Origin of the sequence: Streptomyces himalayensis subsp. himalayensis (assembly GCF_013778455.1) — a bacterium.
GTDB lineage: Bacteria > Actinomycetota > Actinomycetes > Streptomycetales > Streptomycetaceae > Streptomyces > Streptomyces himalayensis.
The window spans coordinates 128,113-150,207 of the sequence record NZ_JACEHE010000004.1 but is presented as its reverse complement, the minus strand read 5'-3'; the positions used below and the strand labels follow the sequence as shown (position 1 = coordinate 150,207).

22 protein-coding genes and 2 pseudogenes are annotated in these 22,095 nt (G+C 70.6%); 9 read left to right on the top strand and 15 right to left on the bottom strand.

Translation table 11 applies throughout. The features are described from left to right. Positions 1–48 precede the first annotated feature (48 nt). Genes H1D24_RS08985 through H1D24_RS08970 form a run of 4 tightly spaced genes read right to left on the bottom strand, consistent with a single transcriptional unit; the run spans position 49 to position 3,842 of the window. Positions 49–1,290 carry an ROK family protein gene (locus tag H1D24_RS08985; RefSeq protein ID WP_181656883.1) on the bottom strand — a complete coding sequence of 414 codons (1,242 nt, stop codon included), beginning with the start codon at positions 1,288–1,290 and terminating at the stop codon, positions 49–51. 46 nt (positions 1,291–1,336) lie between these two features. Continuing rightward, positions 1,337–1,999 carry an alpha-ketoglutarate-dependent dioxygenase AlkB family protein gene (locus H1D24_RS08980; protein WP_181656882.1) on the bottom strand — a complete coding sequence of 221 codons (663 nt, stop codon included), beginning with the start codon at positions 1,997–1,999 and terminating at the stop codon, positions 1,337–1,339. Positions 2,000–2,013: 14 nt separating this feature from the next. Beyond that, entirely contained in the window at positions 2,014–2,910 is an 897-nt protein-coding gene (locus tag H1D24_RS08975) for a class II fructose-bisphosphate aldolase (protein WP_181656881.1), read from the bottom strand. Positions 2,911–2,951: 41 nt separating this feature from the next. Continuing rightward, entirely contained in the window at positions 2,952–3,842 is an 891-nt protein-coding gene (locus H1D24_RS08970) for an SIS domain-containing protein (RefSeq protein ID WP_181656880.1), read from the bottom strand. 140 nt (positions 3,843–3,982) lie between these two features. On the opposite strand from H1D24_RS08970, the gene H1D24_RS08965 reads away from it, so the two are divergent. From H1D24_RS08965 to H1D24_RS08950, 4 genes and pseudogenes are all read left to right on the top strand, one after another. After that, positions 3,983–4,762 (top strand): DeoR/GlpR family DNA-binding transcription regulator, encoded by a 780-nt coding sequence (locus H1D24_RS08965; RefSeq protein WP_181656879.1) that lies wholly within the window; start codon positions 3,983–3,985, stop codon positions 4,760–4,762. Positions 4,763–4,997: 235 nt separating this feature from the next. Then, positions 4,998–5,138, top strand: a pseudogene (locus H1D24_RS08960) (MFS transporter); the annotation flags it as partial. Positions 5,139–5,242: 104 nt separating this feature from the next. After that, positions 5,243–5,503: a hypothetical protein gene (locus tag H1D24_RS08955; protein WP_181656878.1), complete on the top strand. Its 261-nt coding sequence runs from the start codon at positions 5,243–5,245 to the stop codon at positions 5,501–5,503. Between the two features lie 102 nt (positions 5,504–5,605). Next, positions 5,606–6,337: a maleylpyruvate isomerase family mycothiol-dependent enzyme gene (locus H1D24_RS08950; RefSeq protein WP_181656877.1), complete on the top strand. Its 732-nt coding sequence runs from the start codon at positions 5,606–5,608 to the stop codon at positions 6,335–6,337. A 28-nt stretch (positions 6,338–6,365) separates the two neighbouring features. Here the strand turns inward: H1D24_RS08950 and H1D24_RS08945 are convergent, their stop codons facing one another. Then, the gene (locus H1D24_RS08945; RefSeq protein ID WP_181656876.1) at positions 6,366–6,770 is read right to left on the bottom strand and encodes a MarR family winged helix-turn-helix transcriptional regulator; all 405 of its coding nucleotides are present in this window, start codon (positions 6,768–6,770) and stop codon (positions 6,366–6,368) included. Positions 6,771–6,856: 86 nt separating this feature from the next. On the opposite strand from H1D24_RS08945, the gene H1D24_RS08940 reads away from it, so the two are divergent. Next, complete coding sequence (locus H1D24_RS08940) at positions 6,857–8,362, top strand: MFS transporter (RefSeq protein WP_181656875.1); 1,506 nt, start codon at positions 6,857–6,859, stop codon at positions 8,360–8,362. 114 nt (positions 8,363–8,476) lie between these two features. Here H1D24_RS08940 and H1D24_RS08935 read toward each other — a convergent pair. Beyond that, positions 8,477–8,845, bottom strand: a pseudogene (locus H1D24_RS08935) (LuxR C-terminal-related transcriptional regulator); the annotation flags it as partial. Next, a complete protein-coding gene (locus H1D24_RS08930; protein WP_181656874.1) occupies positions 8,790–9,560 on the bottom strand; it encodes a TetR/AcrR family transcriptional regulator in 771 nt (256 codons plus the stop codon). The gene H1D24_RS08930 and the pseudogene H1D24_RS08935, both read right to left, overlap by 56 nt. Before the next feature lie 147 nt (positions 9,561–9,707). Here H1D24_RS08930 and H1D24_RS08925 point away from each other — a divergent pair, with 147 nt between their 5' ends. Continuing rightward, positions 9,708–10,157 (top strand): nitroreductase family deazaflavin-dependent oxidoreductase, encoded by a 450-nt coding sequence (locus tag H1D24_RS08925; protein ID WP_181656873.1) that lies wholly within the window; start codon positions 9,708–9,710, stop codon positions 10,155–10,157. A 73-nt stretch (positions 10,158–10,230) separates the two neighbouring features. On the opposite strand, the gene H1D24_RS08920 is transcribed toward H1D24_RS08925, so the two are convergent. Further along, positions 10,231–11,451 (bottom strand): geranylgeranyl reductase family protein, encoded by a 1,221-nt coding sequence (locus tag H1D24_RS08920; protein WP_181656872.1) that lies wholly within the window; start codon positions 11,449–11,451, stop codon positions 10,231–10,233. 214 nt (positions 11,452–11,665) lie between these two features. On the opposite strand from H1D24_RS08920, the gene H1D24_RS08915 reads away from it, so the two are divergent. Further along, positions 11,666–13,021 carry a dipeptidase gene (locus H1D24_RS08915; RefSeq protein ID WP_181656871.1) on the top strand — a complete coding sequence of 452 codons (1,356 nt, stop codon included), beginning with the start codon at positions 11,666–11,668 and terminating at the stop codon, positions 13,019–13,021. Positions 13,022–13,114: 93 nt separating this feature from the next. Here H1D24_RS08915 and H1D24_RS08910 read toward each other — a convergent pair whose 3' ends face one another. Beyond that, positions 13,115–14,155: an NUDIX hydrolase gene (locus tag H1D24_RS08910; RefSeq protein ID WP_181656870.1), complete on the bottom strand. Its 1,041-nt coding sequence runs from the start codon at positions 14,153–14,155 to the stop codon at positions 13,115–13,117. 157 nt (positions 14,156–14,312) lie between these two features. Here H1D24_RS08910 and H1D24_RS08905 point away from each other — a divergent pair, with 157 nt between their 5' ends. Then, positions 14,313–14,492, top strand: coding sequence for a hypothetical protein (locus tag H1D24_RS08905; protein ID WP_181656869.1), 180 nt, complete (start codon positions 14,313–14,315; stop codon positions 14,490–14,492). 493 nt (positions 14,493–14,985) lie between these two features. Here the strand turns inward: H1D24_RS08905 and H1D24_RS08900 are convergent, their stop codons facing one another. Further along, entirely contained in the window at positions 14,986–15,945 is a 960-nt protein-coding gene (locus tag H1D24_RS08900; RefSeq protein ID WP_181656868.1) for an ROK family protein, read from the bottom strand. Positions 15,946–16,206: 261 nt separating this feature from the next. Between H1D24_RS08900 and H1D24_RS08895 the strand changes: the two genes are divergently transcribed. Further along, positions 16,207–17,193 carry a LacI family DNA-binding transcriptional regulator gene (locus H1D24_RS08895; RefSeq protein ID WP_258563951.1) on the top strand — a complete coding sequence of 329 codons (987 nt, stop codon included), beginning with the start codon at positions 16,207–16,209 and terminating at the stop codon, positions 17,191–17,193. A 70-nt stretch (positions 17,194–17,263) separates the two neighbouring features. On the opposite strand, the gene H1D24_RS08890 is transcribed toward H1D24_RS08895, so the two are convergent. The 5 genes from H1D24_RS08890 to H1D24_RS08870 all read right to left on the bottom strand — a co-directional run bounded on the left by H1D24_RS08890 (position 17,264) and on the right by H1D24_RS08870 (position 21,874). Further along, a complete protein-coding gene (locus H1D24_RS08890; protein WP_181657085.1) occupies positions 17,264–18,568 on the bottom strand; it encodes a DUF6986 family protein in 1,305 nt (434 codons plus the stop codon). A 221-nt stretch (positions 18,569–18,789) separates the two neighbouring features. Beyond that, on the bottom strand, positions 18,790–19,752 hold the full coding sequence (locus H1D24_RS08885; RefSeq protein WP_181656866.1) for an electron transfer flavoprotein subunit alpha/FixB family protein: 963 nt from the start codon (positions 19,750–19,752) through the stop codon (positions 18,790–18,792). 60 nt (positions 19,753–19,812) lie between these two features. Further along, the gene (locus tag H1D24_RS08880) at positions 19,813–20,601 is read right to left on the bottom strand and encodes an electron transfer flavoprotein subunit beta/FixA family protein (RefSeq protein ID WP_181656865.1); all 789 of its coding nucleotides are present in this window, start codon (positions 20,599–20,601) and stop codon (positions 19,813–19,815) included. Positions 20,602–20,791: 190 nt separating this feature from the next. Continuing rightward, a complete protein-coding gene (locus H1D24_RS08875; protein WP_181656864.1) occupies positions 20,792–21,298 on the bottom strand; it encodes a flavin reductase family protein in 507 nt (168 codons plus the stop codon). Between the two features lie 195 nt (positions 21,299–21,493). Continuing rightward, a complete protein-coding gene (locus H1D24_RS08870) occupies positions 21,494–21,874 on the bottom strand; it encodes a TlpA family protein disulfide reductase (RefSeq protein WP_181657084.1) in 381 nt (126 codons plus the stop codon). Between the last annotated feature and the right edge of the window lie 221 nt (positions 21,875–22,095).

The window sequence follows — 22,095 nt, the reverse complement described above, 5'->3', positions numbered from 1 at the left end:
GCGAGGGCCGAGAGATCTGCTCCTCAGCGGGGCGGAGGCGGCCGGGCCTCAGCCATGTCCCAGCGCGGCGAGCGGATCGTCGAGCACCGGCTGCCACGCCAGCTCGGCCGCTCCGACAAGGCTGTTGTGGTCCAGCGTGCACGCCAGGATCGGCACGCCGCCGCTGCGGCCCCACAGGCTGCGATCCGCCACGACGGCGCGCAGCCGCTCGGGGTCCGCGTCGAGCAGGGCGCGGTGCAGGCCGCCGAGGATGATGCGGTCCGGGTTGAGGATGTTGACCAGGCCCGCGAGTCCCAGGCCGAGCCGGTCGATCAGCGCCTCCGTGGCCATACGAACCGTCGGGTCGGCGTACTGGGTGCGGATCAGATCGAGCGACTGCTGCAGCAGCGACACCTCGGGGCCGGGGGTGCGGCCCGCCGCGTTGAGGAACGCGAGCGGGTCGGCCTCGACGTCGAGGCAGCCGCGGCTTCCGCAGTGGCAGGGGCGGCCTTCCGGGTTGACGGTGAGGTGGCCGACCTCCAGGGCGAGGCCCGAACTCCCGGTGTGCAGGCGCCCGTCAAGGACGAGCGCGCCGCCGACACCGCGGTGGCCGGTGGCCACGCACAGCAGGTCGCGGGCGCCGCGGCCCGCTCCGTGCCGGTGCTCGGCGAGCGCGGCGAGGTTGACGTCGTTGCCGGCGAACACGGGCCCGGGGATGCCCGCTTCGCCGACCTTCCCGGCGAAGATCTCCCGCACGGGGGAGCCCGCGGGCCAGGCGAGGTGCAGTGGATTGAGCGCGGTGCCATCGGGTTCGGCGACGGCGGACGGCACGGCGAGCCCGGAGCCCACACAGCGTCGTCCCGTCTCGCGCAGCAGCTGGGCGCCCGCTTCGACGACGGAGCCGAGGACCTTCGCCGGGTCCGGGTCGATGATCTCGCAGCCGGGGGCGGTGGCGACGATGCGGCCGCCGAGGCCGACGAGCGCTGCCCGGAATCCATCGGCGTGGACCTGCGCGGCGAGCGCGACGGGGCCCTCCTCGGCGATCTCCAGGCGGTGCGAGGGCCTTCCCTGCGATCCGGCGGCCGCGGTGGGGCGGACGTCGACGCGGATCAGGCCGAGGGCTTCGAGTTCCGCGGCGACGGCGCCGGCTGTCGCACGCGTGACGCCCAGTTCGGAGGTGAGCACGGCACGGGTCGGGGCACGGCCGGTGTGGACGAGTTCCAACGCGGGACCGAGCGCGCCGCGCCCTCGCTCGAGCCGGTTGCGCGTGGACGTTTCTCCCGCCACTCGATGGGCCTCATCGCCGTTCATGAGGGCGAGTCTCCCATGATCAGCGGACAGTGAGGCATCGGACCCGTCACGCCACCGGCATCCGCCGTCCGCTCACCCGCAGGGTGATGTTCAGCCGCCCGCGCAGCCCGAGTTCCGGCGGCCCGCTGCCGGGCTCGACACGCGGCACCCCGTGGTACGCGAGCCGTGCGGGCCCGCCGAAGACGAACAGGTCCCCGCTGCGCAGCTCGACGTCCACGTACGGCCGCCCTCGCGATTCGACGTTGCCGAACCGGAAGACACAGGAATCGCCGAGGCTCAGGGACACCACCGGATCGTCGGCGTCCTCGTCGCTGTCCCGGTGCATCCCCATCCGCGCGCCCTCGTCGTAGAAATTGATCAGCGCTATGTCGTACGGCGAGGAGCACTCGGCGACACCGAGGGCGTCCATCACTCCCTGGCGGGCGAGGTCCCCGAGCCACTGCGGGAACGGCTTCACGGGCGCCCCGTCCCCGTCCGTCACCGTGCGGGCATAGCCGTACGGGTACCAGTGCCAGCCCAGACACACCTGCCGGGCGCTCATCGTGCCGCCGCCCGGCGTGCGCACGGTCCGCAACCCGGCGGGCGGGCGCGCCCACTCGCGGCAGGCCTCGAGCAGCTCGCGCTGGCGCTCCGGAGGCAGCCAGTCCGGGACGTGCACTGCACCCGGGGTCACCTCGGAGCGGGGCCGGGCAAACAACTCACCGCTCATCACCGGCAATCATGTCACCGCGACCGGTCCCGGTTGTCCTCCCCCCACTGTCCCGGCCGGCCGCCGCGGACCACGGTGATCAATTGCGTCACGCTGCCCACCATGGCCTCACGTGCCACGCTCAGATACTTCCGCGAATCCACCACGTCGGGGTGGGCGGCCAGATACTCCCGGATGGCCGTCGTCATGGCGAGATTCAGCGCGGTGCCCACGTTGACCTTGGCGATGCCGCCGGTGACAGCCGCCGACAGTTCTTCCGCCCGCACCCCGGAGGATCCGTGCAGGACGAGCGGCACACCCGCGGACTCGGCGAGGCGCTTCAGCAGGTCGTGGTCGAGGATTGCGGTGCGGGTGGTCATGGCGTGGGAGCTGCCGATGGCGACGGCGAGCGCGTCGACACCGGAGTCGGCCACGAATGCCCGGGCCTCGATCGGGTCGGTACGGGCTCCGGGTGCGTGGGCGTCGAGCGGCGCCCTGCCGTCCTTCCCGCCCACCTCACCCAACTCGGCTTCCACCCAGAGCCCGTGAGCATGACCCCAGTCGGCGGCGGCGCGGGTCGCGGCGAGGTTCTCCTCGTACGGCAGGCGCGCCGCGTCGTACATCACGGAGCTGAACCCGGCGCCGGGGGCCTGCCGCAGCAGGTCGTCGCTCTGGACGTGGTCGAGATGCAGCGCCACGGGAACCGGCGACCGCTCGGCAGCGGCCGTCGCGGCACGGGCCAGTGGAAGCACCTGCCCTTGGCGGAACGTCACGGCGTTCTCGCTGATCTGCAGGACGACGGGCGCCTGTACGGCTTCGGCGCCCGCGATGACGGCCTCGACGTGTTCGAGCGTGATGATGTTGAACGCGGCGACGGCGGTGTGCGCGGCGGACGCCTCCGCGACCAGTGCACCGGTTGTGGCGAGCGGCACGGCTCATCCTCCCTCTCTGCTCGTGGTCGGGGGCGGGTCGGTCAGGAACCGGTGAGGATCACGGAGCGGGTGAGGTGGCGCGGCCGGTCGGGGTCGAGGCCGCGGGTGGCCGCGACCGCGACGGCGAGCCTCTGGGCGCGCACCAGCTCGGCGAGCGGGTCGAGGGCGCCCGCCACCCACATCCCGCCCGTGGCGCGCACCTGCTCCTCCAGTCCTTCAGGAGCCTCGCCGAGCATCCATGTCGCGGTGCCCTTGGTGGTGATGGCGATCGGGCCGTGCCGGTACTCCATGGCGGGGTAGGCCTCGGTCCACGCCAGTGATGCCTCGCGCATTTTGAGCCCGGCTTCCAGGGCGAGCCCGACCGTCCAGCCACGCCCGAGGAAGGTGAACTGCGCGCAGTCGACGAGCCCTTCGGGCAGGGGTTCCGCGAGCGCGGTGCGCGCGTCGTCGACCACGGCTTCGGTGTGCAGGCCGAGGTGGGCTCGGAGCAGCGTGAGCGCGGTGGTGGCGAACCGGGTCTGCACGACGGACTGTTCGTCGGCGAAGTCGAGTACGACGATGTCGTCGGCGGCCTGGATCACGGGCGTCCGGGGGTCCGCGGTGATCGCGGTCGTGCGGGTGCATCCCCGCAGCCGCCGGAGCAGTTCGAGTACCTCGGTCGTGGTGCCTGAGCGTGTAAGGGCGACAACCCTTTCGTAGGCGCGGGCGCGGCCGGCGGGGAACTCGGAGGCGGCGAAGGCGTCGGTCTCGCCCTGGCCCGCCTGCTCACGCAGCGCCGCCGCTGCCTGCGCCATGAACCACGAGGTACCGCAGCCGACGATCGCGACCCGCTCCCCCGCCGCCGGCAGCACCGAGCGATGGCCGACGGCCAGGCCGGCGGCGCGCTGCCAGCACTCAGGCTGGCTGTTCAACTCGGTCTCGACATGGCTCATGTCGGCCCCCTCCACACAACGACTCGACGCGCGATGCTCTTTTCTGCACGATATCGAGCTGTTCCGAGCAGGATCAAGCATGCCGAGGGGATTCGTATTGCGCTAGGGTCCCCGTGAAGATCGAGGAACGGAGAGTGCGGATGTCCCGCGACGCCCGCTGGAAGACGCTGCTGGAACTGCTCGTCGAGCGCGGCCGGCTGGACGTCGAGGAGGCGGCTGCCGAGCTGGACGTGTCGGCCGCGACGATCCGCCGGGACTTCGATCAACTCGCCGACCAGCAGATGCTCGTACGGACGCGGGGCGGTGCCGTCGTGCACGGTGTGTCGTACGAGCTGCCCCTGCGCTACAAGACCGCGCGGCGCGCCTCCGAGAAGGAACGCATCGCCAAGGCCGTGGCGGATCTCGTCTCACCCGGCGAGGCGGTCGGCCTGACCGGCGGCACCACCACTACGGAGGTGGCGCGCGCACTCGCCGTGCGACCCGATCTGGCCACGGGCTCCCCGGCGTTGACGGTGGTGACGAACGCCCTCAACATCGCCAACGAGCTGGCGGTACGGCCGCAGTTCAAGATCGTGGTGACCGGCGGTGTCGCACGCCCGCAGTCCTACGAGCTCGTCGGCCCCCTCGCGGACGGCGTACTTGACCAGATCACCCTCGACACCGCCGTCCTCGGTGTCGTCGCCTTCGACGCGATCCATGGCGCGGCGGCGCACGACGAGGAGGAGGCCGCGATCAACCGGCTGCTGTGCGAGCGTGCGGAGCGCGTGGTGGTGGCCGCTGACTCCAGCAAGCTGGGACGACGGGCCTTCGCCCGCATCTGCGCCACGGACCGCGTGGACACGCTGGTCACCGACACGGGCGTGGATCCTGAGACGGTGGCGGGGTTCGAGGAGGCGGGGGTGAGGGTCCTGGCGGTGTGAGCCCGCGGCGGCACCGGGGCGGGCCGGGCGCCGCCGTACACGTCCGAACGCCTTGAGCGCCCGCGAACACCCTTGTACGCATCCGGGCCAGCGGTCCGTCGACACCTCGGGGGTGTCTGCGAAGACTCCGGTAGCGAGTTGTCGCGTTCCATACCTGGTTCGGCCGTAGCAACGACCTGCACCTCGGAGAGACCACCACCGGTCTGGTGGCCGGTGTACCGATGCCGGCCGCGGGGGACACATGCTGCTGGGACCGCACGCGATCGGCTTCATAGCGGACTGGTTATCGCTCCCGGCAGCCCTGACAAGCGTGGCGGCACTGGCCGCGGTGGCGGCACTCATCGGGTACGCGACCCGGCACGCGGCCACGCGGTGAGCAGCCTGAACGTCACGGAACCACCACCTCGCCGGGACCGCCTGCCCCTGTGAGAAGCTGAGCCGCGCTCAGATCTCACGTCCTTTCAGACATCGGGGGAAGCAATGGGTTTCATCAACAACGCCAAGGCGAACGAGGCGACCAGAGTCGCCACCGAGGCGTACAGTGCCGGCCGACAGATCCTGGTCTTCAAGATCATCGAGGCGAGCTCCAGCCACCGCCACACCGGCCTCATGGCGGGCGTCGGCGAGCAGATCGAGGCCATCGAGGCGCAGGGCTGGATACTCGACCGCATGGCCGGCGTGGAGGGCAAGGCGCTCACCGGCGAACGGACGGCGCTGATCTGCCTGTTCCGCCGCCGCTGAGGCGTGGAGAGGGTGGAACGCTTCGTGCAAGCGGCGGACGACGGTGACGCGACCCTCTTCCTAAGCCCTCTTCGACCGCACTCCATCGGGCACACTCACCGCATGGACACCTCCGAGCACATTCACACGCTGGAGGCGGAGGGCCGGTTGCTGGCCGTCGCCGCGGAAGAGGCCGGGCCGGACGCCAAGGTGCCGACCTGCCCCGGCTGGGAAGTGCGTGATCTGCTGCGGCACACGGGGATGGTGCACCGCTGGGCCGCCACGTTCGTCGCCGAGGGCCACACCTCGTACCATCCCGACGGTGGTCTGCCGGATCTCGACGGCGGCGAGCTGCTGGCATGGTTCCGCGCGGGACACCGCGCGCTGGTCGAGACGCTCGCTACCGCCCCGCCCGATGTGGCGTGCTGGAGCTTTCTTCCGGCGCTGTCACCACTGGCCTTCTGGGCCCGACGGCAGGCGCACGAGACGGCGGTGCACCGGGTCGACGCGGAGTCGGCACGGGGCGGGAAGCCCGAGACGATCGGCACGGACTTCGCCGTGGACGGGATCGACGAGCTGCTGTGCGGCTTCCACGCCCGGCCGAGGAGCAAGGTGCGTACGGAAGAACCACGCGTCCTGCGGGTGCGGGCGACCGACACGGACGCGGTGTGGACCGTCCGGATCTCCGCCGACCCCCCGGTGACCGAGCGCGACGACGCCGGCGAGGCGGACTGCGAGGTCTCGGGCCCTGCCGCGCGGCTCTATCTGTCGCTGTGGAACCGGCTGCCGTTCCCCCGCGCCACGGGTGACAGCTCTCTCACGGCGCTGTGGCGGGAGAAGTCGGGCGTCACCTGACGCTGACACAGCTGACCGAGCTGACCGATCAGGCGGACCGGTCCTCCGCCAGCATCCGCGTCAGCACCGCCCGCTGCAGGGGGCGCACCCGGGCATGCAGGTCGCGTCCCTTAGCGGTCAGCGCGACGCGCACCCCGCGCCGGTCCTCCACGCACAGGCCCCGCTCGACCAGGCCTTCCTTCTCCAGCCGTCCGATGAGCCGCGACAGCGCACTCTGACTGAGATGGACCCGCCCGGCGATCTCCTGCACCCGGTACGAGCAGCCGCCGTCCTCGGCCGCGCCTTCCGCGAGTACGTCGAGGACCTCGAAGTCGCTGGCGCCCAGGCCGTACCGGTGCAGCTCACGGTCGAGTTCGCACATGGTGCGTGCGTGCACGGCGAGGATGTCCCGCCACTGGTCCACGAGCCCCTGCTCGGCCTTCTTCGCCGCCATGACCGCACGGTAGCAGAAGAAAGGTGTTTGTTGCATCGACATTAAATGCACTTGCATCAGATGCATGTGCATGTAGCGTGCTGTGCATGACCTCTCCGCTCACGGCTTCCGCGGCACACGAGCGCTGGACCCCACGACTGTGGGGAACCCTGCTGGTGCTCTGCGCCGCGATGTTCCTGGACGCTCTCGACGTCTCGATGGTCGGCGTCGCCCTGCCGTCCATCGGCTCCGAACTCGACCTGTCCACCTCGACCCTTCAGTGGATCGTCAGCGGCTACATCCTGGGATACGGCGGACTGCTGCTCCTCGGCGGACGCACCGCCGACCTGCTGGGCCGTCGCCGCGTCTTTCTCATCGCGCTCGGCGTCTTCGCGCTGGCCTCGCTGCTCGGCGGCCTCGTCGACTCGGGTCCGCTGCTGATCGCCAGCCGGTTCATCAAGGGCCTGAGTGCCGCGTTCACGGCGCCCGCAGGCCTGTCGATCATCACCACCACGTTCGCCGAGGGCCCGGTGCGCAACCGCGCGCTCTCCATCTACACCACGTGCGCGGCCACCGGTTTCTCCATGGGCCTCGTCCTGTCCGGCCTGCTCACCGAGGCCAGCTGGCGCCTGACGATGCTGCTGCCCGCGCCCATCGCGCTCATCGCCCTGATCGCCGGGCTGAAGCTGATCCCGCACAGCGAGCGCGAGAAGAAGCACGGCGGCTACGACGTACCGGGCGCCGTCATCGGCACGGCCTCGATGCTGCTGCTCGTCTTCACCGTCGTCCAGGCACCGGAGGCCGGCTGGACGTCGGCCCGCACCCTCCTCTCCTTCCTCGCCGTCGCCGTACTGCTCGCCGTCTTCGTGACGATCGAGCAGCGCACCGCGAGCCCGCTGATCCGGCTCGGGGTACTGCGCTCGGGCAGCCAGATCAGGGCACAGCTCGGCGCGATGGCGTTCTTCGGTTCGTACGTCGGTTTCCAGTTCCTGGTCACGCTCTACATGCAGTCGCTGCTCGGCTGGTCGGCGCTGCAGACCGCGCTGGCCTTCCTGCCGGCCGGTGCGCTGGTCGCGCTGTCGGCGACGAAGATCGGCGCCGTGGTCGACCGGTTCGGCACCCCGCGGGTCATCGCCACGGGCTTCACGCTGCTGGTCATCGGCTACGCACTGTTCCTGCGAATCAGCCTGACACCGCAGTACGCGGCGGTGATCCTCCCCTCGATGCTGCTGCTCGGCGCGGCGTGCGCACTGGTCTTCCCCTCGCTCAACATCCAGGCCACCAACGGCGTCGACGACGACGAACAGGGCATGGTGTCCGGCCTGCTGAACACGTCGATCCAGGTGGGCGGCGCGATCTTCCTGGCCGTGGTGACGGCCGTGGTGACCGCGAACGGCCACGGAGGCTCGTCCCCGCAGGCCGTACTGGACAGCTTCCGTCCGGGCCTGGTCGTGGTGACGGCCATCGCACTCGCTGGACTGCTGGTCACGCTCCCCGGGCTCCGCGCGCGGCGGCCGCAGCAGACCGTGCTCGTCGCGAAGTCCGTCCAAGAGGACGAGTCCGTGCAGGCGGAGCCGGAGACGGCGGAGGAACGCGTCGCCGTCCGCGACTGACATCCACCGGCCGACTGAAACCACCAGCACGCGCGCGTGCCCGGCGCTCAACGTCCCTGTGCGCCGGGCACGCGCGCGTGTCCGTGTCCCGTACGTGCCGTGGGCGCCTCGAGGTCAGCCCAGCCAACCCGGCCGGACCAAGCCCGACTCTCTAGCCAGGACCACGAGTTGGGCACGGTCACTGGCGCCCAGCTTCACCATGGTGCGGCTGACGTGGGTCTTGGCGGTGAGCGGGCTGACGACGAGGCGGCGGGCGATCTCCTCGTTCGAGAGGCCGATGCCGACCAGAGCCGTCACCTCCCGTTCCCGCTCGGTGAGTTCGGACAGTGTCTCGGCGGCCGCGGGTTCCTTGGAGCGGGCCGCGAACTCCCCGATTAGCCGTCGATCCGGGGCCCGCGCTGCGCTCACTGCAAGAGCGGATCCCGCGTCACGACCCGGCCCGTCTGCCGCCCGAGGCCGTACCCTTGCCCCTGCCCTGAGGGCGATGAGGTGTCTCGGCGGTTCGGCCATGGTTCAACAGGCCTACGTGATGGGCGAGTTGGGTGACGGCGTGAGTGAAGAACACCGCGCGGTCCTCGACGACCCGGTGGAACTGCCCGAAGACCTCGAAGCCGACCAGTCCGTACAGCTGCGCCCACGCGGACACCAGGGCCGCGACCACCTCCGGCGGCAGGTCGGGCGCCAGATCCGCCATCATGCGCTCCGCCTCGGGCCTCAGGTCGGCCGGGAGCGGCGGGCGTGCGATACCGCGCCCCTCCCAGGCCTCACGGACGACACCGATGAGCAGCAGCCCGACGCGCGACGCCGCGGGGACGGTCGAGTCGGGCGCGGAGTAGCCGGGCACGGGCGAGCCGTAGATGAGCGCGTACTCGTGCGGATGCGCCAGTGCCCAGGCGCGCACCGCCTCACAGACGGTGGTCCACTGCTGCACCGGCTCGGCGTCGGCGGCCTTGGCGTGCGCCGACTCCGCGGCCTCGCCGAGGGAGTCGTAGGCGTCGATGATGAGGGCGGTCAGCAGGTCGTCGCGGCTCGGGAAATAGCGGTACAGGGCGGAGGACACCATGCCGAGCTCACGGGCCACGGCGCGCAGCGAGAGCTTGGCGGCGCCTTCGGCGGCGAGCTGTCTGCGCGCCTCGTCCTTGATGGCGGCGGTGATCTCGGTACGTGCCCGGGCACGGGCTCCACGTGCGGTGCTCATACGAGGCAGTGTCCCACGATTTCGGAGCAGTGCACACAAACGAGAGCGCCGCCTTAAAAAGAGAGCAGTGCTCTTGCCTTGGATCACCGATCCCGTGCACACTGCTCTCAAGCGAGAGCAGTGCTCTCTCAACAGGTGGAGGTCACCATGGCACAGCAGCACTACATCAGGCCCGGCGCCTTCGAAGCGGGCATGAACCGCTTCATCGGATGGATCGCCCGCCGCGGCATCAGCCTCCTCGGCCACGCCGAGCTGTCCGTCCGCGGCCGCAAGAGCGGAGAGTGGCGCCGCGTCCCGGTCAACCCGCTGCCGTACGAGGGCGGCCCCTACCTGATCTCGGCTCGCGGACACTCCGAGTGGGTGCGCAACATGAGGGCCGCCGGCGGGGGCCGCCTCCAGGTCGGCCGCCGCACCCAGGAGTTCACCGCTGTGGAGCTTCCGGACGACCAGAAGCCCACAATCCTGCGCACCTACCTGAAGAAGTGGGGCTGGGAGGTCGGCCGCTTCTTCGGCGACATCACCGCCGACTCCACCGACGAGGAGCTGCTCGCGGCGGCGCACAAGCACCCCGTCTTCCGTATCACGGTCAAGAGCTGAGGACGCTCGGAACCGCAGCCGGCGCTCAGTCCCGTCAGGCGGGTCAAGAGTGCGCTCACGCAGACAAGTGCGCCTACGCAGACGGATCCAGGGCGCTCAGGGCGCGCCCCGCCATCGGGTGGGTCCGTACGAGCTCGCCCAGCGAGGTCGACCCCTTGGTGATACCCGTGAACGCCTTCCAGGCGGGCCTGAACCCGGTGATCGCCGCGTGGAACAGGCCGGGCCGGCGCTCGAAAACGGCCAGCAGGCGTTTGCCGACGCTCATCTCGACACCGAGTCCCGCCTTGACGGCGAATGCGTAGTTGAGCGCCTGGCGCCGGGTGTCCACCGCGTCGTGCGCCTCGGCGATGCGTACCGCCCACTCCCCCGCGAGCCGCCCGGAGCGCAGTGCGAACGAGATGCCCTCGCGGGTCCACGGCTCCAGCAGTCCAGCAGCATCGCCGCACACCAGGACACGGCCGCGCGAGAGCGGGGAGTCGTCGCTGCGGCAGCGGGTCAGATGCCCGGAGGAGAGGCTGGGTTCGAAGCCCGCGAGGCCGAGCCGCCCGATGAAGTCCTCCAAGTACCGCTTCGTGGCTGCACCCTCGCCTCGCGCGGAGATGACACCGACGGTCAGCGTGTCGTCCTTCGGGAACACCCAGCCGTAACTGCCCGGCAGCGGGCCCCAGTCGATGAGGACCCGGCCCTTCCAGTCCTCGGCCACGGTGGGCGGAACCGGGATCTCCGCCTCCAGTCCCAGGTCGACCTGGTCGAGCTTCACGCCGACATGGGCTCCTATGCGGCTGGCGCTGCCGTCCGCGCCGACGACGGCCCGCGCGTACAGCGTCTCGCCGCCCTGCAGCACGACGGCGACGGTGCGCCGGTCCGGTACGGCCGGGCCGTGCTGCTCGACCCGGGAGACCGTGACGCCGGTACGCAGTTCGGCGCCCGCCTTCTGCGCGTGCTCGACCAGCTGCTGGTCGAACTCCGGCCGGTTGATGAGCCCGAACAGCATGTGCCGTGAACGGCGGGTACGGGTGAACTTGCCGTCAAGGGAGAATGTCACGGCGTGCACCCGGTCCTTGAAGGGCAGTTCGAAGCCGGGCGGCAGTGCGTCGCGCGAGGGGCCGATGATGCCCCCACCGCACGTCTTGTAGCGGGGCAGCTCGGCCTTCTCCAGGATCAGCACCCGGCGCCCCGCGACCGCTGCCGCATAGGCGGCGGAGGCGCCCGCTGGTCCAGCCCCGACCACCACGACGTCCCATACCTGCCGAGCGTCGTCCGCTGAGTTCTCGCTTGAGTTCTCGCTGCTCACGATGGTCTGCCGCTCCCGATCCAGCCGTCTGCCGCACTTTCCCCCGCATCCTACGGCGGACGCCGCCGCCCGCCGCTGTGGGAGGATCGGCAATGTGTTCGCCGTACATCCAGGACGCGCGGACCCGCAGAACGAAACACTACGAATACGCACACAAGCGCACGCGTGCAGGCACATGCATGCGCGCGCCGTCGCACCTACGAGGAGCGTGCCCATGTCGCCGAATCCGATCGCCGAGACCGTCGCCGCGCTGATGCCGCGGGCGAAGGCGGAGCTCACCGACCTGGTGGCCTTCAAGTCGGTGGCGGACTTCGAGCAGTTCCCGAGGAGCGAGAGCGAGAAGGCCGCGAACTGGGTGGCGGACGCACTGCGTGCGGAGGGCTTCCAGGATGTGGAGCTGCTGGACACCCCCGACGGCACGCAGTCGGTGTACGGCTTCCTGCCCGGCCCCGAGGGTGCGCCGACCGTGCTGCTGTACGCGCACTACGACGTGCAGCCGCCGCTCGACGAGGCGGCGTGGACGACCCCGCCCTTCGTCCTGACCGAGCGGAACGGCCGGTGGTACGGGCGCGGTGCCGCCGACTGCAAGGGCGGCGTGATCATGCATCTGCTGGCGCTGCGCGCCCTGAAGGCGAACGGCGGCGTCCCCGTCAACGTCAAGGTGATCGCCGAGGGTTCGGAGGAGCAGGGAACAGGCGGCCTCGAGCGGTACGCCGAGGAGCACCCGGAGCTGCTGACTGCCGACACGATCGTCATCGGCGACTCGGGCAACTTCCGCGTGGGCCTGCCCACGGTCACCTCCACCCTGCGCGGCATGACCATGGTCCGCGTACGCATCGACACGCTGGAAGGCAACCTGCACTCCGGCCAGTTCGGCGGCGCGGCACCCGATGCGCTGGCCGCCCTCGTGCGCGTACTGGACTCGCTGCGCGCAGAGGACGGGTCGACGACGATCGACGGGCTCACGGGCGACACCGCGTGGGACGGACTGCAATACCCGGAGGCCGACTTCCGCAAGGACGCCAGGGTGCTGGACGGCGTGCAGCTGATCGGTTCCGGCACGGTCGCCGACCGGATCTGGGCGCGGCCGGCCGTCACCGTCCTGGGCATCGACTGCCCGCCGGTGGTGGGTGCCACGCCGTCCGTGCAGGCGAGCGCGCAGGCGCTGATCAGCCTGCGCGTGCCGCCGGGCGTCGACGCGGCAGAGGCGACGAAGCTGCTGCTGGCCCATCTCGAGGCGCACACGCCGTGGGGGGCGCGCGTGCAGACGGAACAGATCGGCCAGGGCCAGGCGTTCCGCGCGAACACCGCCAGCCCCGCGTACGAGGCGATGGCGGATGCGATGAGCGTCGCGTACCCGGGTGAGGAGATGCAGTACGCGGGCCAGGGCGGCTCCATCCCGCTATGCAACACGCTCGCCGCGCTCTACCCGGACGCGGAGATCCTGCTGATCGGCCTGAGCGAGCCGGAGGCGCAGATCCACGCGGTCAACGAGAGCGTGTCTCCGGAGGAGCTGGAGCGGCTGTCGGTCGCGGAAGCGCTGTTCCTGCGTAACTACGCGGCCCGTTGACGTAGGCCGCGGAGTGAGGCGCGCGGCGACGGACGGGAGCCGCGCCGCGCTTCGCCACTGGGCAACGGGCACAGGGGCGGGGCGCTGCGCCCGTCAGCCGACCGGCACGCCGCCCTCCAGATAGAGGGCCGCGCCGCGCTCGCGCGCACGCAGGGCCCAGCGGAGCCGCTCGTACCGGACGGGCGGCAGGAGTGAGGCCGCCTCATCTTCGGTGACGAAGCGCCAGTCGCGCAGTTCGGGGCCCGGCAGAAGCATCCGCCGGGTCTCTCCGCTGTCGAGCCGCCCGCCGTCGTAGAGCAGGCGCAGCCCGCCGTATCCGGGCGGGGTGGGCGGCTCCCAGTCGACGACCAGCAGCCGTGGCACGTCCTGGAGCCGGATGCCCGTCTCCTCGGCGACCTCGCGCATGCCCGCGCGCGCGGGAGCCTCACCTGATTCGACGACACCTCCGGGAAACTCCCAGCCCGGCTTGTACGTCGGATCGACGAGCAGCACCCGGTCCTTTTCGTCGAAGAGCAGTACGCCGGATGCGACGGTCTCGGCGGTCGGCTCGGGGCTCTGCACGATGTCGCAGACGGGCGCGTCCCCGGTACGCACGGCGTCGGCTATGCGGACCGCGGTCTCGTACGGGGTGAGCGGGCCGTTGTCGACGAGGTGGGCGTCGGTGGTGAGCCAGGAGCCGAGCGCCGCCTGGTACGGCTCGATGTGGTCGTAGGACCACTGGCGTACACGCATCTCGCCATCGGCTGTGCCGGGCGGTATGTCACGGCCGGCTATTCGCTCTCGGAGGATCGTTTCGGCCGGGGCGAGAAGCACATGCCTCACCGGGATCCTCCTCGAGGCGAGCCCGCCGAAGATCTCGTCGCGGTACTCCTGGCGCAGCAGGGTCATGGGGACCACGAGGACTCCCCCAAGCTCGGCGAGCAACGCCGCGGCCGTGTCGACGACGAGTCGCCGCCAGATCGGCAGATCCTGGAAGTCCGTGACCTCGGCGAGGTGCTTGGGCGGCAGGAGATACGACAGTCCCCCGCCGATGAGCTCGGGGTCGAAGAGCGTGCTGTTCGGGATCAGGTCGATCAGTTCCCGTGCGGTCGTCGTCTTTCCCGCACCGAACGCGCCGTTGATCCAGACGATCACGTTTCCCCCTCTTCTGTTGGCCCCCTGTGGCTTGCCCGCTCAACCCTGCCACGGAAACCAGCCCCTGATGACGGCGACGGCACGTCCCCGATCACTTGACGGATCCGAACGGTAGCTGACTGTTCCCGAAGCCGGTCCTTGGCCTTAGTCTTGCTCCATGTCCCCGAGCCCACAGCCTTCTGGTTACGTGCGGTCTGCCTCCGCGGTGAACGAGCAGATCCGCGAGTTGTGGCTGCGCGCAGGCGGCACACTGTCCGCCGAAGAGCGCGTGGAGTACGAAAAGCTGGTCATGGAATGGGCAGCGGCCGTCCGCTGCGGTGTCGGCGAGGCCGCGTAGGCTGCGCCCGCAACGCATACGTCCGTGACCGGTCTGGGGTTCGTCGCGGTGGGCGTGGTGCTCATTGCAGCAGGAGCCGTCTGGAAGGGACGCGCCCTTCGCCCCCTGTCGCGGAAACGGGCCCGCGCGGCGCTGGCACGCGACTACCGGAGGCATCTGCTCCGCTCCGCCGACATGGCGATCTCGGGGGCGCGCCGCAGGGCCGACCGCGGCAAGCCTGTCATCGTCCGCATCGACGACGTGATCGGCGTCGCGTCCCAGCACTTCGGCCACCCCTACGTACCGCGCGAACAGGCGGCCGCCGCGCTCCGTCAGCGGTACAAGGCGGGCGGCTGCCGCGCGGACTGCATGACGGACCCTTCGACTGACGGCGAGAGGTCCTGGGCGGGCGCCTCGCCTCCGCCGACCGCGGAGGCAGTCGTCATTGTGCGGCGCCCCGCTGCTTCACCACCCTCGGCTCTTCACACGCGAACCCCTCACGGGGGTGAGCGCCTCAACCGCCGACCCCGGCCACAGCCGTCCCGGCCCCCGCCCCGAGGGCCGCCGCGGCTGCGCCCACCAGGCCGGCGTCCGTGCCCATCAGTGCGGGCACCACGGTGAGGCGCTGCACGAACGAGAGCGTCGCGTAGTCCCGCAGGGCCTTGCGAAGGGGCGCGAAGAGGAGATCGCCGGACTTCGCCACTCCCCCGCCGATCACTGCGATGTCGATCTCGATGAGCGTGGCCGTGGCCGCGATGGCGGCGGCCAGCGCTTTGGCCGCGCGTTCGAACGAGGCGACGGCCACCGGATCACCGGCACGCGCGGCCTCCGCCACGGCTGCGGCCGAGGTGTCGCCGTCAGGACCGGGCCGCCATCCCGCCTCCAGCGCGCGGCGTGCGATGTTCGGGCCGCTGGCGATCCGCTCCACGCAGCCGCGCGCTCCACACGGACAGAGATCACCGTCGAGATCGACGCTGATGTGTCCGATGTGGCCGGCGTTGCCCGTCGGGCCGGGGTGGAGACTGCCGCCGAGGACGAGGCCTCCGCCGACCCCGGTGGAGACGACCATGCAGAGTGCGTTGTCGTGACCGCGGGCGGCGCCCTGCCAGTGCTCGGCGGCCGCGATGGCGACCCCGTCGCCGACGAGTTCGACGGGCAGCCCGTGGGCAGCCGCCCGTACCCGATCGACGAGGGGAAAGTCGCGCCAGCCTGGGACGTTGACCGGGCTCACCGTGCCGGCCGAGGCGTCGACCGGGCCCGCGCTGCCGATGCCCACGGCCCGCGCCCGGGTCCACAGTGGGGAGGCCGTGAGCTCGCCGACCACATCCGCGACGGCGCGCATCACCGTCTCGCCGTCTTCCTGCGCAGGCGTCGGGCGCTGTGCGCGCACAAGGATCCGGCCGTCACCGTCCACCAGGGCTCCGGCGATCTTGGTTCCGCCGATGTCGAGGGCGGCGACGAGGTCGTTCTGCATCAGCGTGGGATCTCCTGTGAAGCGCAGGGTGCGGAGAGTGAACGATACGGGGGCGATGGACAGTCTCTCCCTCTTTTGACAACGTTGTCCAGGGTCTATGCTCAGGTGCACATCCTTATGCAGCCCATCCTTATGCAGGATGCACCCGACCTCAGGACGCATCCCGCGCATACGACCCACTCGTGGACGACAGGACAGGACAGCGCGAACGTGGCCGACCCCGCCCGACGACCCGACAACCGCTACGGCTCTCGTCCGACCATGAAGGACGTCGCCACGAGCGCCGGAGTCGGCCTGAAGACGGTCTCTCGCGTGGTGAACGGCGAGCCTGGCGTCACGCCCGACACCGAACGCCGCGTCCAGGCGGCCATCGACGCCCTGGGCTTCCGGCGCAACGACAGCGCACGGGTCCTCCGCAAGGGCCGCACCGCCAGCATCGGCCTGGTCCTGGAGGACCTGGCAGACCCGTTCTACGGCCCGCTCAGCCGCGCCGTCGAGGAGGTCGCCCGCGCCCACGGCGCCCTGCTCATCAACGGATCCAGCGCCGAGGACCCGGACCGCGAGCAGGAGTTGGCCCTCGCCCTCTGCGCACGCCGCGTGGACGGGCTGGTGATCATCCCGGCCGGCGACGACCATCGCTATCTGGAGCCCGAGATCAAGGCGGGCGTCGCCACCGTCTTCGTGGACCGGCCCGCCGGGAAGATCGACGCGGATGCCGTGGTCTCCGACAGCTTCGGCGGCGCGCGGGACGGCGTCGCCCATCTCATCGCTCACGGCCACCGCCGGATCGGCTTCATCGGCGACCGGCCGAACATCCACACCGCGGCCGAGCGGCTGCGGGGCTATCGCGCGGCCATGGCAGACGCCGGCATACCGGTCCAGGACGCCTGGATGTCGCTGGGCGCCACGGATCCGGAGCGGGTCCGGCGGGCTGCTGCGGAGATGCTGAGCGGCCCGGAGCCGGTCACCGCGTTCTTCGCCGGCAACAACCGTGTGACCGTGACGGTGGTGCGTGTCCTCTCCGAACGTCCGCGCCCCGTGGCCCTGGTCGGCTTCGACGACTTCGAACTCGCCGATCTGCTGCAGCCGGGCGTGACCGTCGTCGCCCAGGACGCCGCGCAGCTGGGACGTACAGCCGCGCAGCGGTTGTTCCAGCAGCTGGACGGTGTGCTCGCCTCGCCGGAGCGCACCGTGCTCCCGACGCGGCTGATCACACGGGGTTCGGGTGAACTCCCGCCCGCCGACTGACCGCTGAACCCCGTGCGACCGGAGCTACCGGCCACACCGCTATTACTGACCACACCCCCGGGCGGGGCTACTACTGGCCGGAGACCGTCAGATCACCGCGCCGCGGTGCCGCGTACCGCTCGAGGTCGGTGCGCGTGAGTCCGCTCAGGCGCGCCACCTCGCCGATGTCGAGGGCTCCGCAGTCGAGACCGCGCAGCAGATAGCCACTGAGGGCCTTGGCCGTCGCGGGCTCGTCCATGATGTCCCCGCCGACCCGGTTGGCGTAGGCGGCCAGGCGCGCCGCGGCCTGCGCGAAACCCTCCCGGTAGAAGGCGAACACGGCGGCGTAGCGGGTCGGGATATGGCCCGGGTGCATGTCCCAGCCCTGGTAGTAGGCGCGGGCCAGCGCCCGGCGGGTGAGGCCGTAGTGCAGCCGCCAGGCGTCGTGGACCTTCTCGGTCGTGCCGACCGGGAGCACGTTCGTGGAGCCGTCCGAGACGCGGACGCCGGTGCCCGCGGCGGCGACCTGCATGATCGCCTTGGCGTGGTCGGCGGCCGGGTGGTCGCTGGCCTGGTAGGCGGCGCTGACGCCGAGGCAGGCGCTGTAGTCGAAGGTGCCGTAGTGCAGGCCGGTGGCGCGGCCCTCGGCGGCGTCGATCATCCGGGCGACGGTCGCCGTCCCGTCGGGGGCGAGGATGGCCTGGCTGGTCTCGATCTGTATCTCGAAGCCGATCCTGCCGGGCTCCAGGCCGCGGGCCTTCTCGAACGCCTCGAGGAGCCGGACCATGGCGGTGACCTGCTCGGCGTACGTCACCTTGGGCAGCGTCAGAACAAGCCCGTCGGGTAGACCGCCGGCCTCCATCAGCCCGGTGAGGAAGATGTCGAGCGTGCGGATGCCGCGGTCGCGTACGGCGGCCTCCAGACACTTCATGCGGATGCCCATGTAGGGGGCGGCGGTGCCGTTCTCGTACGCCTGGGCGACCAGCCGTGCCGCGCGGGCGGCCGCCTCGTCCTCCTCCGTGTCGGGGCGGGGCCCGTAGCCGTCCTCGAAGTCGATGCGCAGGTCCTCGATGGGCTCGCGCTTCAGCTTGGCGCGGACGCGCTCGTACACGGGTACGGCGAGGTCGTCGCTCAGGCCGAGGACGGCGGCGAACGAGGCGGCGTCAGGGGCGTGTTCGTCGAGGGCCACCAGCGCCTGGTCGCCCCAGGAGCGGATGGTGTCGGTGGTAAAGACGTCACCGGGGACGTAGACCGTGTGGACGGGCTGACGGGTGCCGGGGTCTCCGGGGTAGCGGCGGTCGAGCTGCGCGTCCACCAGGGCGAGGGTGGCGCTGATGTCCTCTTTGACCGCGCCGGCGAGGCTCGTGGCCACCTTCTCCTGCTGCCCCATGTCCACACCCTCCGCCGTCACTTTTCCGAGTCACGGAATCAACAATCCGTTGAGCGAAGCTATCCATGGCGCTTCCCGCTGGTCAACACCGTCTTACCCCTGCGCGGACGGGGTGAGCCACAGGCCCTGATAGGGCAGGAGGCCCCTGCGACCGATGCATGCGGTCGCAGGGGCCTCACAGGCTCCGATGGGGGCACCTCCCAGGCCCTTGAGGCACTGGGGGAGGATCAGCCCTTGCGGGACTTGATCTCCTCGGTCAGCTGCGGGACGACCTCGAACAGGTCGCCGACCACGCCGTAGTCGACCAGATCGAAGATCGGGGCCTCGGCGTCCTTGTTGATCGCGACGATCGTCTTCGACGTCTGCATACCGGCACGGTGCTGGATCGCACCCGAGATACCCGAGGCGATGTACAGCTGCGGCGACACGCTCTTGCCGGTCTGGCCGACCTGGTTGGAGTGCGGGTACCAGCCCGCGTCCACCGCGGCACGCGAGGCACCGACCGCCGCGCCCAGGCTGTCAGCCAGCGCCTCGATGATCGCGAAGTTCTCCGCACCGTTCACACCGCGGCCACCGGAGACCACGATCGCGGCCTCGGTCAGCTCCGGACGACCCGTCGACTCACGCGGCGTCCGCGCGGTGACCTTCGTGCCGGTGGCCTTCTCGGAGAAGGACACGTTCAGCGCCTCGACCGCACCCGCGGCCGCAGCAGCCTCGACCGGCGCCGAGTTCGGCTTGACCGTGATGACCGGCGTGCCCTTGGACACACGGGACTTGGTCGTGAACGACGCGGCGAACACCGACTGCGTCGCGACCGGACCCTCGTCGCCGGCCTCCAGGTCGACGGCGTCGGTGATGATGCCCGACCCGATACGGACCGCCAGACGCGCGGCGATCTCCTTGCCCTCGGCGGACGACGGCACCAGCACCGCGGCCGGGGAGACGGCCTCGTACGCGGCCTGCAGCGCGTCCACCTTCGGCACGACCAGGTAGTCGGCGTACTCAGGCGCGTCGTGGGTGAGGACCTTCACCGCGCCGTGCTCACCGAGCGTGGCGGCGGTGGCCTCGGCACCGGCGCCCAGCGCGACGGCGACCGGCTCGCCGATACGGCGGGCCAGGGTCAGCAGCTCCAGCGTGGGCTTGCGGACGGCACCGTCCACGTGGTCGACGTAGACGAGAACTTCAGCCATGGGACTTCTTCTCTCCTGCTTGCGAAGTATTGCGGGGCGGTTAGGGGTGATGACCGAAGCTCAGATGAACTTCTGGCCGGCCAGGAACTCGGCCAGCTGCTTGCCGCCCTCGCCCTCGTCCTTGACGATCGTGCCGGCCGTGCGGGCCGGACGCTCCGCCGCCGCCTCGACCTTGGTCCAGGCACCCTCGAGACCGACCTCGTCCGCCTCGATCTCCAGGTCCTCCAGGTCCCAGGACTCCACCGGCTTCTTCTTGGCGGCCATGATGCCCTTGAACGACGGGTAGCGGGCCTCGCCCGACTGGTCCGTCACCGACACGACCGCCGGCAGGGAAGCCTCCAGCTGCTCGGACGCGGTGTCACCGTCACGACGGCCCCTGACCACGCCGTCCTCGACGGAGACCTCGGAGAGCAAGGTGACCTGCGGGACGCCCAGGCGCTCGGCGAGCAGGGCCGGGACCACACCGGCGGTGCCGTCGGTGGAGGCCATGCCGGAGACCACCAGGTCGTACCCGGCCTTCTCGATGGCCTTGGCCAGGACCAGGGAGGTACCGATGACATCCGTGCCGTGCAGGTCGTCGTCCTCGACGTGAATCGCCTTGTCGGCACCCATCGACAGCGCCTTGCGCAGCGCGTCCTTGGCGTCCTCCGGGCCCACCGTCAGAACGGTGATCTCCACGTCGTCGTCGGAGTTCTCGGAGATCTGCAGCGCCTGCTCGACCGCGTACTCGTCCAGCTCCGACAGCAGCCCGTCGACGTCGTCACGGTCGACGGTCAAGTCATCGGCGAAGTGCCGGTCGCCAGTGGCGTCGGGCACGTACTTCACAGTGACAACGATCCTCAAGCTCACGCCGGCTCTCCTACTGCATCGTCATTTCAGGGCTGCCTTGTTGCAGGCAGCATAGGCGCCTGAAGCGGCAGATTCCGCTCGTGGCGGCTCTCGCTCCGAACGAAATATTACTCGCCAGTACACCCACTACTTACCCGCTAAGCAAGCGCTTTGAACTGTGACCTTTGCAACGCTGCGTAACCGGGATCTCTCAGTCGCGCAGGGCGTTGAAGCGCCCCTGGTGGTACACGAGCGGGCGACCGACACCGGCGGGGTTCCCCACCACGGCCTCGGCCAGAACGATGCGGTGGTCCCCGGCCGGCACCCGGGCGACGACCCGGCAGACGAGCCAGGCGAGAACGCCGTCGAGCACCGGCACGCCGTGTGGGCCTTCGTACCAGCGGGTGGGCGCACCGAAGCGGTCGGCGCCGCTCCTGGCGAAGGTGGCGGCCAACTGCTGCTGGTGCTCGCCGAGTATGTGCACTCCGACGTGCTCGGACTCGGCGATGACCGGCCAGCTCGAGGCGCCGAGGCCGATGCCGAACGAGACGACGGGGGGCTCGGCGGAGACGGAGGTGAGGGAGGTGGCGGTGAAGCCGACGGGGCGGCCGCCCTGTGCGGTGATCACCGCCACACCGGCGGCATGCTGCCGGAAGACGGAGCGCAGGAGGTCCGGGGAGGCGAGCTGAGGAGTGCCGAGACCGGGCGTGGCCGTCATGCGGTTGTCCTTCTGGTGGAGGTTCGAGCGAGTCGGCGACTGTTCAGCGGCCGGGACAGCGGGCGCTCGCGTTGCGGGCGAGATCCACATCGATGCGCTCGTGAAGAAGGAGTTCCGGGGGCATGAGAGTCAGGCTGATGATAGGTGGCCGTTGCAGTCAAGTCTGTTCCGGCATCCGGAAGCCCTCACCATGCGTCAGACGGCCTTCCCGAGCGCCGCGATCACGTCGGCCTTGCGCGGCTGACCTGTCGCCCGGCGCACGATGTGCCCTTCCGCGTCGAGGACCAGCACCGTGGGTGTTCTGACGATGTCCAACTCCCGTACGAGGTCGAGATGGTCCTCGGCGTCGATCTCGACGTGCCTCACGCCCGGGACCAGGCCCGCGACATCGGAGAGCACCCGGCGGGTCGCCCGGCAGGGCTGGCAGAAGGCACTGGAGAACTGCACGAGCGTCGCCCGCTCGCCCAACTCGCCGCCCAGCTCCGCCGTTCCCAGCCGTCGGCCGCCGTCCCGTCCGCGCACTGCCGTTCTCCGCTTCCGCTCGTTGGTCAGGCCACGTGCACTCGGTCGGTGCAGAACGCCCTTTTCATACTCCCGTTGTCAGCGCCCGTCGAGCGGTAAGGATTCCCGGTTCGGCGGCCTTTGCGTATCCGTTTGTTTACTCCAACGTGACGAGGATCTCGCGCTTCAAGGGACCCAGGACTGGCTACTCGTTCGTTCTTGGGGCACGATCTGCGCAAAGCCTAAAACCTACGGCTGCGTAACTTCCCGCCGGGAGCTCCCTCCCCAGGCAGAGA